The 16,004-nt window shown below is 73.1% G+C and carries 10 protein-coding genes and 2 pseudogenes; 5 read left to right on the plus strand and 7 right to left on the minus strand.

What is annotated here, in order from left to right:
* Position 1: 1 nt before the first annotated feature.
* The gene (locus DNK56_RS31825; RefSeq protein WP_111339217.1) at positions 2-1,963 is read right to left on the minus strand and encodes a glycosyl hydrolase family 95 catalytic domain-containing protein; all 1,962 of its coding nucleotides are present in this window, start codon (positions 1,961-1,963) and stop codon (positions 2-4) included.
* A gap of 43 nt (positions 1,964-2,006) precedes the next feature.
* On the opposite strand from DNK56_RS31825, the pseudogene DNK56_RS31830 reads away from it, so the two are divergent.
* A pseudogene (locus DNK56_RS31830) lies at positions 2,007-4,094 on the plus strand (glycoside hydrolase family 3 C-terminal domain-containing protein); the annotation flags it as partial.
* Positions 4,095-4,198: 104 nt separating this feature from the next.
* On the opposite strand, the gene tnpA reads toward DNK56_RS31830, so the two are convergent.
* Entirely contained in the window at positions 4,199-4,627 is a 429-nt protein-coding gene (tnpA, locus tag DNK56_RS31835) for an IS200/IS605 family transposase (RefSeq protein WP_111339218.1), read from the minus strand.
* Positions 4,628-4,650: 23 nt separating this feature from the next.
* Between tnpA and DNK56_RS31840 the strand changes: the two genes are divergently transcribed.
* Positions 4,651-6,048, plus strand: a complete 1,398-nt coding sequence (locus DNK56_RS31840) for an RNA-guided endonuclease InsQ/TnpB family protein (RefSeq protein ID WP_274543546.1) — start codon at positions 4,651-4,653, stop codon at positions 6,046-6,048.
* Here DNK56_RS31840 and DNK56_RS31845 read toward each other — a convergent pair.
* Positions 6,032-7,687: an IS1182 family transposase gene (locus tag DNK56_RS31845; RefSeq protein ID WP_111335593.1), complete on the minus strand. Its 1,656-nt coding sequence runs from the start codon at positions 7,685-7,687 to the stop codon at positions 6,032-6,034. The genes DNK56_RS31840 and DNK56_RS31845 overlap by 17 nt on opposite strands.
* A gap of 108 nt (positions 7,688-7,795) precedes the next feature.
* On the opposite strand from DNK56_RS31845, the pseudogene DNK56_RS31850 reads away from it, so the two are divergent.
* A pseudogene (locus DNK56_RS31850) lies at positions 7,796-8,749 on the plus strand (TIM-barrel domain-containing protein); the annotation flags it as partial.
* Positions 8,750-8,860: 111 nt separating this feature from the next.
* Positions 8,861-9,430: a TetR/AcrR family transcriptional regulator gene (locus tag DNK56_RS31855; protein WP_111339219.1), complete on the plus strand. Its 570-nt coding sequence runs from the start codon at positions 8,861-8,863 to the stop codon at positions 9,428-9,430.
* Positions 9,431-9,563: 133 nt separating this feature from the next.
* Here the strand turns inward: DNK56_RS31855 and DNK56_RS31860 are convergent, their stop codons facing one another.
* From DNK56_RS31860 to xylB, 3 genes are all read right to left on the minus strand, one after another.
* Entirely contained in the window at positions 9,564-10,397 is an 834-nt protein-coding gene (locus tag DNK56_RS31860) for a hypothetical protein (protein WP_111339220.1), read from the minus strand.
* Entirely contained in the window at positions 10,397-11,662 is a 1,266-nt protein-coding gene (locus DNK56_RS31865; RefSeq protein ID WP_158558453.1) for a VWA domain-containing protein, read from the minus strand. Before DNK56_RS31865 ends, DNK56_RS31860 begins: the two co-directional genes overlap by 1 nt.
* Before the next feature lie 119 nt (positions 11,663-11,781).
* The gene (xylB, locus tag DNK56_RS31870) at positions 11,782-13,272 is read right to left on the minus strand and encodes a xylulokinase (protein WP_111339222.1); all 1,491 of its coding nucleotides are present in this window, start codon (positions 13,270-13,272) and stop codon (positions 11,782-11,784) included.
* Between the two features lie 229 nt (positions 13,273-13,501).
* Here xylB and xylA point away from each other — a divergent pair, with 229 nt between their 5' ends.
* Entirely contained in the window at positions 13,502-14,671 is a 1,170-nt protein-coding gene (xylA, locus tag DNK56_RS31875) for a xylose isomerase (protein WP_111339223.1), read from the plus strand.
* A 67-nt stretch (positions 14,672-14,738) separates the two neighbouring features.
* Here the strand turns inward: xylA and DNK56_RS31880 are convergent, their stop codons facing one another.
* Positions 14,739-15,977: an ROK family protein gene (locus DNK56_RS31880; protein WP_111339224.1), complete on the minus strand. Its 1,239-nt coding sequence runs from the start codon at positions 15,975-15,977 to the stop codon at positions 14,739-14,741.
* Positions 15,978-16,004: the final 27 nt, after the last annotated feature.

The raw sequence follows: 16,004 nt of genomic DNA on the forward strand, positions 1-16,004 counted from the left end.
CTCACCGGGGGCCGAACTCCAGGACCAGCTCCACCCCGGCCGTCAGCTCCACCGCCCAGGTGCACGGCGCGGCGCCCGCCCCCGTACGCACATCGATCCGCGCGTCCCGGTCCGGGCGCAGCACCGCCCGCGCGGAGCCGTCCGCCGACCAGCGCAGATCGGGCCCGGCACCGAACCGGGTCCGCACCCCGCGCAGTTCGCCACCCGGACAGGACGTGAGCGGCGCGGGCAGCAGCACCAGCCGGTGCGGGGTCGACTGGACCAGCGACTCGATCACGGCGGCCGGCAGCGCGTGCGCCGCGTCCGCGTTGTACACATCGCGCCCCGGATAGTGGGCGCTCATCAGCGAGTCGTGGAAGAAGTCGCCCGCCAGCACCGACCGGACCGCCGCCGAGGCCCGCGCCCCGTCGCGCAGCCGGGCCGCGATCAGCGCGTGGTGCAGATGGCCGTGGGCCGAGTCGTTCTCCGCGCCCCGCAGTTCGAGCGCCCGGTGCGCGGCGGCGGCCAGCTCCGGCGTGTCGTACGGGTTGATCGCGTCCAGCGGCCACACCGGGTACAGGTGGCTCAGATGACGGTGGTCGTACGTCTCCGCCAGGCCCGGCCACGCCCACTCGGCCAGCGCCCCGTCCTCGTTGACCCGGTAGTCCGCGAGCCGGTCCGCCAGCGCGAGGCGACGTGCCGAGGCCGGCTCGCCCGGTGCGCGGTCGGCGGACGCGGTCAGCGCGTGCCGGGCCGCCGCCAGGTCCATCGTCGCGTTCACCGTGCCCCAGCTCGCGTTGGCGGGCCGGTTCTCCGGCGAGTACGACGGCACCACGGCCACCCGCCCGTCCGGGCCCGTCCGGGTGAGGAAGTCCTCGTAGAACAGCGCGGTCTCGTGCAGCGCGGAGGTCAGCCGGGGGTCCTCCGTCCCCGTCGTCTCCGCGTGCTCGATCAGCGGCTCCAGGAGCCAGTCCGCCCCGGCCGTCCACAGATGCAGCGGGTAGGCGCGCTGGTAGTGGCGGGTGTGCCCGGACTCGCCGTCCGTGTGCGACGGGGCCACGATCCCGCGCGCCCCGAACACCGCCCGCGCGTTGTCCCGCCAGTCCGCGAGCTGCCCGTACACCAGGGCGGCGTGCGCCTCGGACACCTCGGGCAGCGCGGCGACGGCGGCCGAGGCGATCTGCAGGTTGAGGTTGGCGTTGGTGGTGAACGCCCCCGACCAGGCGGTGTCCCAGTCGCCCGTCCACAGCCCGGTCAGCCGGGGCGGCAGCAGCAGGCTCCTGGCCCCCTCGACCCGGACGCCCTCGCCCGCCACCGACACCCGCCCGCCCTCCGCGCGGAGCACGGTCAGACCGGTGTACCCGAGGTCGCTGTCGGGGTAGCCGGCGCGCAGCGTCAGCCGGGCGCCGTCCGGGGTGAGGACGGTGCTGCGGCCGACGGCCAGCCGGGGCGGGGCGCCCGGCAGCGCGTGGTCCAGGGTGACGTCCACGGCGAGCCCGGGCCCGGTGACGTGCTGCGCGATCACGCCGTCCGCGCGCGAGACGAAGACCCGGCTGCGCCAGGTCTCGCAGCCGGCCGTGATCTCCCCCGTGCCGAAGCGGACCGCGCGGCGGTAGCCGGACGCCGGATCGGCCACCGCGGGGGCGGCGTTGCCCGGCGCGGGCCGCAGCCGTGTCTGGAACGCCGGGTGGAAGGGCTGCACCCACACCAGCGGCCGGCCCGCGCCGAAACGCTCCGCCGCCGTGGTGTCCCCGGCCAGCAGGGCGCTCTGCAACCGGCCCAGCCGGTCCGCGAGTTCGGGCGGTCGGACGTGCTCGCTGCCGTTGGGCCGCACCAGCGTGTGGTGGTTGACGATCACCCGGTCGTCGGCCGGGTCCCCGTACACCATGGCGCCGTGCCGGCCGTTGCCCGCCAGGAAGGCGTCCTCCCAGCGGGCGGCCGGGCGCGGCTCCCAGGTGCCGTCGATGTCGGTGCGTACGGTCACGGCTCGGTGCTCCGCAGCACGGCGACGCAAGAAGGACCCGCACGTGACGGAACAACCGCAGCCCTTCCGCGACCTGCGGCTGCCCTTCGCCAAGCGCGTCGACGATCTGCTCCAGCGGCTCACGCCGGACGAGCGCGTCGCGATGCTCCACCAGTTCGCCCCGGCCGTCGACAGGCTCGGCATCGGCGCCTTCCGCACCGGTCAGGAAGCCCTCCACGGCGTCGCCTGGATGGGACCGGCCACCGTCTTCCCGCAGGCCGTCGGCCTCGGCGCCACCTGGAACGACGAACTGGTGCGCCGCGTCGGAGAAGCCGTGGGCAACGAGGTCCGCGCCAAGCGCGCCCAGGACGACCGCGTCGGCCTCAACGTCTGGGCCCCCACCGTCAACCTGCTGCGCCACCCGCTGTGGGGGCGCGGCGAGGAGGGCTACTCCGAGGACGCCGGCCTCACCTCCGCCATCGCGGTCGCCTACACCCGCGGCCTGCGCGGCGACCACCCGCACTACTGGCGCACCGCCCCGGTCCTCAAGCACTGGCTCGCCCACAACAACGAGACCGACCGCGACACCTCGTCCTCCTCGGTCCGCCCCAGGGTCCTGCACGAATACGACCTGCGGGCCTTCCGCGACGCCGTACGCGCGGGCGCGGCGGCCGGCGTGATGCCCGCCTACAACCTGGTCAACGGCCGCCCCAACCACGTCTCGCCGCTGCTGTCCCGGCAGCTGCGCACCTGGACCGAACAGCCCCTGGTCGTCTGCTCCGACGCCGGCGCGCCGACCAACCTGGTGGACTCCGAGCACTACTTCGACACCCACGAGGAGGCGACCGCCGCCGCCCTGCGCGCCGGCGTCGACAGCTTCACCGACCACGGCCAGGACCCCACCGTCATCACCGCCCGCGTCAAGGGCGCCCTGGAGCGCGGCCTGCTCGACGAGCACGACATCGACACCGCCGTCCGCCGCCTGCTCCACATGCGCTTCGCCCTCGGCGAGTTCGACCCCGGACTGGACCCGTACGCGGACACCACCGCCCTGGACACCGAGGAGCACCGGGCGCTCGCCCTGGAGGCCGCCGAACAGGCGGTCGTCCTCCTCAAGAACGACGGGCTCCTCCCGCTCGACCCGGCCGCCGGCCGGACCGTCGCCGTCGTCGGGCTCCTCGCGGACGCCTGCAAGCTCGACTGGTACAGCGGCACCCTGACGCACCGCTCCACCCCGCTCGACGGACTGCGCGCACGCTTCGGCGCCGACCGCGTCGTGCACGCCGAGGGCGCCGATCTGATCCGGATCAAGTGCGCGGACGGCTGGCTGCACATCCCCCCGGCCGGTCCGGACACCGCCGCCGCGCAGGGCGCCGAGGGCGCACTCGACCCGGCGCTGCTGGCGGGCCGCACCGACCTGCCCCCGCTGACCTGCGCCGACACCCCGTCCGAGCTGGCGCTCGTGGACTGGGGCGACGGCCTCATCACCCTGCGGGAGCCGGCGGGCCGCTATCTGTCCGTCGCCGAGGACGGCCGGGTACGCGCCTCCGCGGACGAACCGGGCGGCTGGGTCGTCCAGGAGACCTTCCGCCGGGAAGCGGTGCAAGGTCATGCCGGCGGTCACCGCCTTCTGCACATCGGAACGGGTGGGTATGTCTCAGTCGCCGCCGACGGCGTAAAGGTTGCCGCCCCGGACGGAGACGATCCGGCCGCCGCCGGAACCGTCTTCGAGATCGAGGTGACCGAGCGCGGCGAGGACGCCGTCGCCCGCGCCGCCGCCGCGGCCGACACCGTGATCGTGGTCGCCGGGAACGACCCGCACATCAACGGCCGCGAGACCGAGGACCGCACCACCCTGGACCTGCCCGCCCAGCAGGAACGCCTCTGGCGCGCCGCCCACGCCGCCAACCCGCGCACCGTCCTGGCGGTCACCTCCGCCTACCCCTACGCGCTGCCCGACGCCGCCGCCACCCTGCCCGCCCTGCTGTGGACCGCCCACGGCGGCCAGGCGGCGGGTACCGCCCTCGCCCGCGTCCTCGCCGGCGACGTCTCCCCTGCCGGCCGGCTCCCGCAGACCTGGTACGCCTCCGACGCGGAACTCCCCGGCCTCCTCGACTACGACATCATCGGCTCCCGTCAGACCTACCTCTACCTCTGATCTTGGCCAGTGCTCCGCCCTTCAGGGCGGGGGTGAAGGCCATCCTTGGCGCGGAGGCGCGCAGCGCCGGAGTTCGCTGCGAGCCTCCGGGGCAACGGTCAGACGGGCCGCTTCTGGTTCTCGATGTACTGCTTGACCGCGGTCAGCGGTGCGCCGCCGCAGGAGCCTGCGAAGTAGGAGCCGGACCAGAAGTGTCCGCCCCACAGATATCGGCGCACGTGGCTGTCGTACTCCTTGCGCAGCAGCCGGGCCGAGACTCCCTTGAGGCTGTTGACCAGCTTGGAGAGCTGGACCTTTGGCGGGTAGTGCACCAGGAGATGCACGTGGTCGTCCTCGCCGTTGAACTGTTTCAGCTCGGCCTCGAAGTAGCTGCACACCTCCCGCATGATCTCTTCGCACCGCGTCAGCATGGCGTCGGTCATGGCCTTGCGTCGGTACTTCGTTACGAAAACCAAGTGGACGTGCAAGTTGTAGACGACGTGACGTCCTGTGCGTACATCGGGATTGGGGTTCCATCGTGGTGACATAAACCTATGCTAGGGTGAAGATCATGGGTCAGGAAATCGCGTACGAGAAGCGGCAGTTCGGGCACCGCGCCCGACTGGCGCTCACTCCTGCGCAAGTCCGGCTCATGGACGACCAGGGCCACGCGGCGCGTACGACGTGGAACCTGCTGCACGACTTCTGGACGATGACGCCGAAGTACCGCCGCGACTTGAAGGCTGCGGACGAGGCGATCCGGCAGGCCCGCAAAGAGATCGACTGGCTCGGTGTGCTGCCCGCACAGGCGGCACAGGCCGTCCTCAAGACGTATTTCCAGGCATGGAAGAACTGCTGGGAAGGACGGGCGGACGAGCCGAACTTCAAGGCCCGCATCCGCACTCCGCTGACGGTGGACGTGCCGCAGGGCCGGGATCTGAACATCGTTCGGATCAACCGCCGCTGGGGCGAGGCCCAGATCCCGAAGATCGGACGGGTCCGGTTCCGCTGGACCCGCGACCTTCCCATCGGCAAGCGGGCCGACACCGACAACCGGATCACCGGGGCACGGCTGGTCAAGGACTCGCTCGGCTGGCACATCGCCTTCCGCGTCCAGACCCGAGAGGCCGTCCCGGCCCCGCACACCGGTCCCGAGATCGGCATCGACTTCGGCGTGAACCTCCCCCTCGCCCTATCGGACGGCAACCACCAGGACCACAGCCACGCGCCGCGCCTTCCCGACGGCACCGCCGACCGGGACAAGTGGCTCACCGAGAAGGAAAAAACCGTGCTGCTCCGCCTTGAGCAGCACGCCGCACGTCTCAAGCAGCACCGCAAGCGCGGAGAGAAGTTCTCAGGCCGCCTGCGCGCTGTGTACCGCCGGATCGGCAGACTCCGAGCAACAGCCACGCGACGAGCAACCGACTGGCAGCACCAGACCACCACCATGCTCGCCCGCACGTATGGCGTGATCGTGGTGGAAGACCTGCACATCACGAACATGACCAAGAGCGCCAAGGGCACCATCGAGGAGCCGGGCAGGAACGTCGCGGCCAAGGCCGGACTGAACCGCTCCATAGCCCAAGAGGCATGGGGCCGGACCATGACCATGCTCGGGTACAAGACCGCCCGAAACGGGGGCACCCTGGTCAAGGTCCCGGCCCCGTACACCTCCCAGCGCTGCCACGCCTGCGGGCTCGTCACACCCGGCAGCCGCGAGGACCAGGCCACGTTCGTGTGCAAGAACAGCATGTGCGGATGGACCGGCAACGCCGACGAGAACGCGGCCCGGAACATCCTGCACCTGTACCGGATCGGCCACACCGTGGTCATCCCGGCTGCCGGGAGGGCAGTCGTCAGGCGGCGTAAGCCGTCCAACCCACCGGCGCAAGCCAGGCGGGAATCTCCCTCGTTCACGACTCCGTTGGGGAATGCAGAAACGGGGCTGGTGGTCAGGCTGTCAGGGTGAGTGCGGCGAGGTGGGAGGTGCGTGTTGGGCCGAGGGGGGTGCCGTTCAGCCAGGCGTCGAGTCGGATGATGTTGATGGCGGTGGCTGCGAGGACGTTGCCGAGGTGGGTCTTGCGTTGCCCGGTGTAGCGGGTGTGGCGGATGCCGGTGCGGCGGACGGCTTGCGAGATCGTGCCCTCGACACCGGCCCGGATGTCGTACCGCTTCTTCCACTCCTCGGTTCGCTGTTCCCGGCGGCGCTGGTCGAGAACCTGCTGCTGCTCGCGGGGCAGCAGGGTGAGGCTTCGGCCCCACTTGCCGTTCGACGCCCTGGTGCACTTGTCCCGCACCGGACAGGCCGCGCAGTCCTGAGCGGTGAAGTGCACCCGCGAGACGGGTGTGCCGCTGCTCTTGCGCTGATCGGACCAGCTGGCACTGACCTTGCCCTGGGGGCAGACGGCCGTCTTGGCGTTCCAGTCGATGGTGAACGCGCTCTGTGTGAAGTGCTCGCCGTCATGGTTCTCGTGGCAGGTGTCCAGGCCGACCGGCCCCACCAGCTCGATCCCGTACTGGTCCCGGGCGGTGACGATGTGCGCGGCGGTGACATAGCCGGCGTCCACGTCGTGTTCGTCGGGAAGCAACTCCCGTTGTCCCAGGCCCTGGTGGACGGCCTCGGTGATCTCGGTGTCGGCGACGGTGGCGTCCGTGGTGCAGACATGGGTGATCAGGTGCGGGGCGTCGGGTTCGCAGGTCTCGCTCAGGTGGGTCTTGTAGCCGCACCAGCCCGATCCCCGCTTCACGCCGTAGCGGGCGTCGGGGTCGTAGGGCGAGGAGAGCCGACGTCTGGCCGGCGGGAGGTCCTTGCCCTCCCGCCAGTGCACCCCCTCGCTGTCGCGGTGGTACTGCTCGACCCAGGCCCGGCGCAGGACCTGGACGGCCGGGATCTGCCGCAGCCAGGAGGGGGCCCCGGGGGCATGGACGGCCTCAAGGACGGTGAAGCCGTCCCGGCCGACCTGCTCGGCCCACTGCGCGCGGACGTTCTCGCCCTTGGGGAACCGGTAGGAGTCGACCCGGGCGCCGTAGCGCTTGACCCAGTCGGCGGTGACCAACCCGCTCAGCCAGTCCGGGGCAGCCACGGCCAGCGCCTCCAGCGCGGCGCGCAGGGTCTCGCCGACGAACTCCATCCGGTTCAGTGTCCGCACCGCCGCCAGCACATGGGTGGAGTCGGTGCGCTGACGGCCCCCCGACCGCAGCAGCCCAAGCGCGGAGATCCGCTCCAGGACCAGGTCCAGGGCTTTCTCCTCCAGGCCGTGCTCGATCAGTCGGACGCGGAAGTCGCTCAGGACAGAGAAGTCGAACCCGGGGTCGTCCAGTTCCAGGCCGAGGAGGAACTTCCAGTCCATACGGGCCCGCACCTGGTCAGCGGCCTGCCGGTCGGTGAGCCCTTCTGCGTACTGCAGGACCGAGACCAGCGCCAGCGCGCCGGGCGAGACCGCCGGACGCCCCCGCTTCGCGAACGCCTCCGCGAAGGACCCGTCCTCGAACAGCGAGCCGAGAGCCTCGCGCACCCGCACCGCAAGCGTGCCCTTCGGGAACGCCGCCCGCACCACCCGAGCGGTCAGCTCCGGCACCCCACGGTCATCCCGGGACTCCAACGACACCCAGCCCACCCCTCGCTCCAACGAACAGAACGATCATGCCAACCACAACGAGTCGACGACGCCAGTTTCTGCATTCCCCAACGGAGTCGTTCACGAGGGAGTGAGCTTCAAAACCGCACGGTCTTCGAACTCCTGGAGAAGGAACGCGGCCACGGCGAGGCCGTCCTGTTCGCCCGCTCCGCCACGGCCGGCGGCCAGCAGTTCCCCGTCCACTGGGGCGGCGACTGCTTCGCCTCCTTCACCGCCATGGCCGAATCGCTGCGCGGCGGCCTGTCCCTGAGCCTGTCCGGCTTCGGGTTCTGGAGCCATGACATCGGCGGCTTCGAGGGCACCCCCGACCCGGCCGTCTTCAAGCGCTGGCTCGCCTTCGGACTGCTCTCCTCGCACAGCAGGCTGCACGGCAACGTGTCCTACCGGGTGCCGTGGGAGTTCGGCGAGGAAGCGGTGGACGTCGCCCGCACGTTCACCCTCCTCAAGCACCGCCTCATGCCCTACCTGTACGGGGCCGCCGTCGAGGCCCACCGCACCGGCGTCCCGGTCATGCGCCCCATGCTCCTCGAATTCCCCGGCGACCCGGCCACCCGCACCCTGGACCGGCAGTACATGCTCGGCCCGGACCTGCTGGTCGCCCCGGTCTTCAGCGAGGACGGCGAGGTCGAGTACTACGTCCCCGAAGGCAGCTGGACCCACCTGCTGACCGGCGAGACCGTCACCGGCCCCGCCTGGCGCCACGAGACCCACGGCTTCGACAGCCTCCCGGTCCTGGTCCGCCCCGGCGCGGTCCTGCCCTGGGGCGCCGACGACCAGCGCCCCGACGCCGACTGGCTCGACGGGCTCACGCTGCGCGTCTTCGGCGACGGCGCCGGCGCGGCCGGCGCTACCGTCACCGTGCCCGACCTGACGGGCGCCACCGCCGCCACCTTCCGGGTGACCCGCGACGGGGACACCCTGACCGTCGCCTCCGAGCGCATCGACCGCCCGTACCGCGTGGTCGCCGAGGCGACGGGCGCCACGGGCGAGGGCACGGGAACGGTGTCGGTGCCGCTGGGCCGACCCGCGTAGACCGGCGGGGCGGCGGGGAGGGGGTCCCCGGCCGCCCCGCTCCTCCCCGCAGGGTTTGGCCCGACCTCCCGGACGGGCGCATGATGGCCGTCACCGGACGAGGAGGCGACCATGGTGCGCGCGGGCCTGACCGCGGAACGTCTGACCAGGGCGGGCGCCGAACTGGCCGACGAGGTCGGCTTCGAACGGGTGACCGTCTCGGCGCTCGCCCGGCGGTTCGACGTCACGGTGGCGAGCCTCTACTCGCACCTGAAGAACTCCCGGGACCTGCGGACCAGGATCGCCCTGCTCGCCCTGGAGGAACTGGCCGACCGGTGCGCCGCCGCCCTCGCGGGCCGGGCCGGCAAGGACGCCCTGCGCGCCTTCGCCGACGTGTACCGGGACTACGCCCGCGAGCACCCCGGCCGCTACGCCGCGGCCCAGATCGAACTCGACCCGGAGGCGGCGGCCGCGAGCGCCGGCGGCCGGCACGCCCTCATGACCCGCGCCATCCTGCGCGGCTACCACCTGAGGGAACCGGACGAGACCCACGCCGTGCGGCTCCTGGGCAGCGTCTTCCACGGCTTCGTCAGCCTGGAGGCGCGGGGCGGGTTCAGTCACAGCGCCCCCGACTCGCAGGAGTCCTGGACCCGCTCCCTGGACGCCCTGGACGCCCTCCTGCGGAACTGGCCCGCCCCCTGACCCCGCGCGGTTCGCGGAGCGCCCCCGCAACGCGCCGGGGCCGGGCGGGTGCGGACCCGCCCGGCCCCGGCGCATCCGGTGCTCGCCGTGCCGGCCGTGCTCGTGGTGCCTGCCGTGCCGGCCGTGCTCGGCGTCAGACGCCCGGCGGCACGTGGGACGGGCGGCCCCGGCCACGGGTCAGCGAGTAGCCGAAGACGCCCGCCAGCGCGGCGAGCACCCCGCCGCCCGCCGTCCACAGCCAGCGGCTGGTCCACCAGCCCGACGACCAGCCGTCCTCCGGCTCCGCGGCCATCGCGGCCGGCCGGGGAGAGGCGTCCGTACCGTCGTCCGACGCCTGCCCGGCCGCGGAGACGCCGGGCACCAGCGGCTTAGACAGGCTGCCGTCCACATCGACGGAGCCGCCCTGGTCCTTGGAGTCGACCTCCACCTCGGTGCGCACCGGCAGACCCAGGTCCGCCTGGGGGAGCCCGACGACCGTGAGACGGACGTAGTAGCTGCCCGGCAGCGGGTCATTGGCCCACGGCTCCGCCAGGGCCCGGACGGTCCGCAGCACACAGGTCAGCTCGACCGTCGCGGCCTCGGCGGCGGCGGTGCCGGTCTGCTTGCCGTACATGCACGCCTGGCGGCGGCGCAGTCCGTCGTACACGTCGACCTGCCAGGTCTGCGCCCCGTGCCGGGTGGCGCTCTCGGGCAGGGTGACCTTCGCCTTCACCGTGGCGCGCTGCCCGGCGTCGGCCGGGAAGACCCAGTACAGGTAGTCGCCGGTGGAGGCGTCGGCGGTGGCGGTCTCGTCCTGCCGGATCGCCGTGGCGGTACGGAAGGTGGTGCCCGCCTCGGTGGGGCCGGACTCCTCGCCGGACGGGCTCGGGCTCGCCGTCGCGTCGTCGGCGGAGGCGGCCGACGCCCCGGTGAGCAGGGCCAGGCCGGTCAGCAGCGCGCCCGCGAGCACGCGTCTCGTACGGGACATCAGTTGGTCCTCCAGACAGCGATGCGCCAGCGCGAGATCCAGCCGAAGAGGAGACCCACGATCAGGCCGGTCAGGGTGAGCAGGCCCAGCAGCCACCAGCCGTGGCCCAGCCCGAAGGCGGCCACGTCCGAGGCCGTGTCGGGGCCGTCCACCAGGTCGACGGTCAGCTCGATCGGCATGCCGGGGGAGGTCTTCACCGAGGCGGGCGCCGAGAAGGAGTTGCTGACCTGGAGGCAGACGGTCTCGGGGGTCTGCTCGTCGTCGTCCAGTTCGGCCTTGGGGTAGCGCAGCCCGGAGGAGATGGCGTCGGTGCGCCCGGTCCCGGACTCGGAGCCCCGGACGATCTCCCGGCCGTGCACGGTCACCGCGCGCAGCAGCATCCCGTAGTCGTTGTTGACGGCGCGGTCGGCGAAGACGCTGACCGAGGCGCGCAGTTCCTGGCCGGGCAGCACCTCGACCTTGTACCAGCGGTGCTCGGCGAACTTCTCGCGGTCGGTGTAGAGGCCGGGCTTCAGCTTGGGCGCGTCCGTGCAGCTGTCGGCGCCCTTGGTGGCGACCGGGGTGACGACGGGCTCCGCCGCGCGGTCCACCAGCTGCTTGACGCGGCTGGAGAGTTCGTCGGTGTGCTGGACGGCCGTGTAGGTGCCGCCGGTGGCCTCGGCGATGCAGGTCAGCTGCTGGCGGATCTTCGCGTTGGGCACCAGGCCGAGGGTGTCGATGACCAGGTGGATGCCGCGTGCCGCGATGTCGCGGGCGACCTCGCAGGGGTCGAGCGGGCCGCAGGTGTCCTCGCCGTCGCTGATGAGGACGATCCGGCGGGTGGAGTCGCCGCCCTCCAGGTCGTCGGCGGCGCCGAGCAGCGCGGGGCCGATCGGGGTCCAGCCGGTCGGGGCGAGCGTCGCGACGGCGGTCTTCGCCTCGGTGCGGTCCAGCGGGCCGACCGGGTAGAGCTGCCGGGTGTCCTTGCAGCCCACCTTGCGGTCGTCGCCCGGATAGTCGGCGCCGAGGGTGCGGATGCCGAGCTGCACCTGCTCCGGCACCGCGTCCAGCACCTCGTTGAACGCCTGCTTCGCCGCGCTCATCCGGGACTTGCCGTCGATGTCGCGGGTCCGCATGGAGCCGCTGACGTCCAGGACCAGCTCGACCTTGGGCGAGGCATTCGTGGGGGTTTCGTCGGCCGCGGCGGGCAGCGCCGTGCCGAGCCCGGCGGTCAGGGTGGCGAGCAGAATGCCCACCCCGACCGTCAGCCTTCTTCTTATGATCATCGCCGGATAGTAGTGAACATCAGTTCGCTAACCAAAACGGCTGGTTGGCGCCCCGGCCCGGAACGGCCGGCGGCCGCCGTACGCGCTCCCGCCCGCGCACGGCGGCCCATGACGGCCGGTCAGCCGGTACGGTCCCCGCCGAGCAGCGGCCCGGCCGCCCGCTCCAGCACGGAGCCGATCCGGTCCCACGCCGTCAGATCCCGCTCCACGGCCTCCAGCAGGAGATCCGCGCCGGTGTCCCAGCCCGCCGCGACCGCCACCGCGTCCGCGCCGGTGGCCGCCGACGCCGCGAGCGCCGCGGCCCCGAGCGCCACCAGCTCCCCGGCACCCGGCACGATCACCGGCTGCCCGGAGAGCCGCCGTACGGTCTCCACCCAGACGCGGCCCTGTGCGCCGCCGCCGATCAGCCGCAGCGGCCGGCCCGCCACCTCCGGATCGGCCGGGTCGAGCCCGCAGGCCCGCAGCAGCTCGTCGAGCGCCCGCAGCACGGTCACCACCGCGCCCTCGTAGGCGGCCCCGAGCAGTTGCCGCGGGGTGGTGTCGTGCCGCAGCCCGGTGAGGAGACCGGCGGCGGTGGGCAGGTCCGGGGTGCGCTCGCCGTCCAGGTAGGGCAGCAGCACCGCCTCGCCGCCCGGCTCCGCGTCGTCGCGGTCCAGGCCGAGCAGGGCGGCGACCTTGTCCACGGCGAGCGTGCAGTTCAGGGTGCAGGCCAGCGGCAGATACGTACCGTCCGCCGCCGCGAACCCGGAGAGCGCGGCGGAGGCCGGGCGGGTCCGGGACGCGGCGAAGACCGTGCCCGAGGTGCCCAGGCTCAGCACCGGGTGGTCCAGCAGCCCGGCCCCGCCCAGGCCGAGCCCCACGGCGGCGCTCATGTTGTCCCCGGTGCCCGCCGCGACCGCGATCCCGGCGGGCAGCCCGAGCGCATCGGCGGCCCGCTCCGTCAGCTCGCCGACGCGGGCCGCGCCGCTCGGCGCCACCTCGGGCAGCAGCGCCGCGTCCAGCCCGATCAGCTCCAGCAGCCCGGGGTCGTAGGCGCCGGTCGCGGTGGAGTACCAGCAGGTGCCGGAGGCGTCGCCCGGGTCGGTGACGGCCCGGCCGGAGAGCCGCTCGGTCAGGAAGTCGTGGGGCAGGCGCACGGCGGCGGTCGCCCGCGCGGTCTCCGGCTCGTTCTCCCGCAGCCACTGCCACTTCGACGCGGTCATCGCGGCCACCGGGACGGACCCGGTGCGCGCCGTCCAGGCGTCGGCGCCGCCGAGCGCGGCGGTCAGGGCGGCGGCCTGCGGGGCGGACCGGGTGTCGTTCCACAGCAGGGCCGGGCGCAGCGGGCGGCCCCGCGCGTCCAGGACGACCAGGCCGTGCTGCTGGCCCGCGACCGCGATGCCCACCACATCGGCCGGGGCGGCACCGGACTCCTTCAGCCCGGCGGCGACCGCGTCGCACAGGGCCCGCCACCAGACCTCGGGGTCGCTCTCGCGCGCCCCGCCCTCGCCGGTGACCACGTGCGGGGCGCGGCCGACGGCGAGCAGCCGGCCGGTGGCGGTGTCGACGAACGCCGCCTTGGTGGACTGGGTGGAGCTGTCCACGCCGATGACGACGGTATGCGGCGGCATGGCTGACCTCATTCACTGGCGTATTTGATCGTGTGGAAAACAAATTACGTGATCGAACCGCTCCGGAACAGGGGAGGTTCCTCCTTCGTGCCCGGTGTGCGGGATGGTTCCGGGTCTCGGGGCTTTACGTCGCACGGGCTGTCCGTGCATGATTAGTCATGACAGTGAACAAATTGAGGTTCGGCCGCCCGACCGGCTGCGGACCCCTGGCCCCGAAGGCGGCACCACCATGACGGAACGCTTCGCACCGACCCCCGAGGACAAGTTCACCTTCGGTCTGTGGACCGTGGGCTGGCAGGGCCGCGACCCCTTCGGCGACGCCACGCGCACCGCGATCGACCCGGTCGACTCCGTCAAGCGCCTCGCCGAGCTCGGCGCGTACGGCGTGACCTTCCACGACGACGACCTGATCCCGTTCGGCTCCTCGGACACCGAGCGCGAGGCCGTCGTCAAGCGCTTCCGCCAGGCGCTCGACACGGCCGGACTGGACGTCCCCATGGCCACGACCAACCTCTTCACGCACCCCGTCTTCAAGGACGGCGCGTTCACCGCCAACGACCGGGACGTCCGCCGCTACGCCCTGCGCAAGACCATGCGCAACATCGACCTCGCCGTCGAGCTGGGCGCCACCACCTATGTCGCCTGGGGCGGCCGGGAAGGCTCCGAGTCCGGCGCCGCCAAGGACGTCCGGGTCGCGCTCGACCGCATGAAGGAGGCGTTCGACCTGCTGGGCGACTACGTCACCGAGCAGGGCTACGACCTGAAGTTCGCCATCGAGCCCAAGCCCAACGAGCCGCGCGGCGACATCCTCCTGCCCACCATCGGCCACGCCCTCGCCTTCATCGAGCGCCTGGAGCGCCCCGAGCTGGTCGGCGTCAACCCGGAGGTCGGGCACGAGCAGATGGCCGGCCTCAACTTCCCGCACGGCATCGCGCAGGCCCTGTGGGCGGGCAAGCTCTTCCACATCGACCTCAACGGCCAGTCCGGCATCAAGTACGACCAGGACCTGCGCTTCGGCGCCGGCGACCTGCGCCAGGCGTTCTGGCTGGTCGACCTGCTGGAGAGCTCCGACTACACCGGCCCGCGCCACTTCGACTTCAAGCCGCCGCGCACCGAGGACTACGACGGCGTCTGGGCCTCCGCCGCCGGCTGCATGCGCAACTACCTCATCCTCAAGGAGCGCGCCGCCGCCTTCCGCGCCGACCCGGCCGTCCGGGACGCCCTGCGCGCCGCCCGCCTCGACGAGCTGGCGCAGCGCACCGCCGAGGACGGCGTGGCCGGCCTGCTCGCCGACCGCTCCGCCTTCGAGGAGTTCGACGTGGACGCGGCCGCCGCGCGCGGCATGGCGTTCGAGGTCCTGGACCAGCTCGCGATGGACCACCTGCTCGGCGTCCGCTGACCCGGCGGCGCACCGGGGCAGGGGGCGGACGCACGACGCGTCCGCCCCCTCCCGTGTTCCCCAGCTCTCAGGCCATCGCCGGACGCGCGTACGCCACCGGGTCGGCCAGCACGTCCGTCATCACCAGCGCCGCCGCGCCCCGCGCCGCGTCCCCCGCCACCGACGACGCGCGCAGCCGGCCCCCGCCGGGCGACCAGAGCCCGGACACCACCCGGCCCAGCTCCTCACCGGCGGGCGGCGACAGCCACGGCATCAGGTTCCGGTAGATCCCGCCGAGCACCACCGCGTCCGGGTCCAGCAGATTGACCGCCCCCGACAGCACCCGGCCCAGCATCCGGCCGGCCTCCGAAACCGCCGCGACGGCCCGCTCGTCGCCCGCCCGGACCCGCTTCTCCAGCTCCGTGACCGCCAGACCGCCGGCCCCGTCGATCCCGGCCGCCCGCAGCAGCGCCGCCTGTCCCGCGTACTGCTCCAGGCAGCCGCGCGAACCGCACCGGCACCGGGGCCCCCGGGCGTCCACCACGACGTGCCCGATCTCACCCGCGAAGCCGTGCGCCCCGCGCAGCAGCTCGCCGTCGATGACGACCGCGCCGCCGACACCGATCTCGCCCGTCAGGTACAGGAAGGTGCGGATGCGCTCCAGGCCGCCGAACCACAGCTCGGCCAGGGCCGCCAGATTCGCCTCGTTCTCCGAGCGGACCGGCAGCGCCGGGTGGCCCGGATGCTCGGCGGTCAGCGCGGCGGCGAACAGCTCCTCGGCCGGCACCTGGTTCCAGCCCAGGTTCGGCGCCTGGCGGACCGCGCCCCCGGAGACCAGGCCCGGCAGTGCCAGGGCCACACCGACCGGGTACAGCTCCTGCTCCCGAGCCGAGTCCAGGGTGCGCGCGGCGATCCGGGCCGCCCGCGCCAGCACCTCGGCGGGCGGGGTGCCCCGGTTGTCCAGGTGTTCGGTGAGCCGGACCCGGCCGGTGCCGGCCAGGTCCACGACGCACACCGAGACGTAGTCGATGTTGACCTCGACCCCGAGCCCGGCCGGTCCGGTGCGGGCCGTCTTCAGCGCGGTGCCGGGACGGCCGGCCTGACCGCTGAACGTCTTGCCGGACTCGGTCAGGAAGCCGCTCTCCAGCAGCTGCTCGACCAGCGAGGACACGGCGGCACGGGTCAGCCCCACGCGTGCGGCGACCCCGGCCCGGGTCGCCTCCCCCTCGCCCTCGTCGCGGACGGCCCGCAGCACGAGGCTCAGATTGCTGCGCCGGACGGTGTCCTTGTCGGCCTTGGGCCCCAGCGGTGTGAGGTTGCTCTTCATATCGGTCCCGAGCCTATGCGATTCCGT

The sequence above is a fragment of the Streptomyces sp. AC1-42W genome, from assembly GCF_003248355.1.
Lineage (GTDB): Bacteria > Actinomycetota > Actinomycetes > Streptomycetales > Streptomycetaceae > Streptomyces.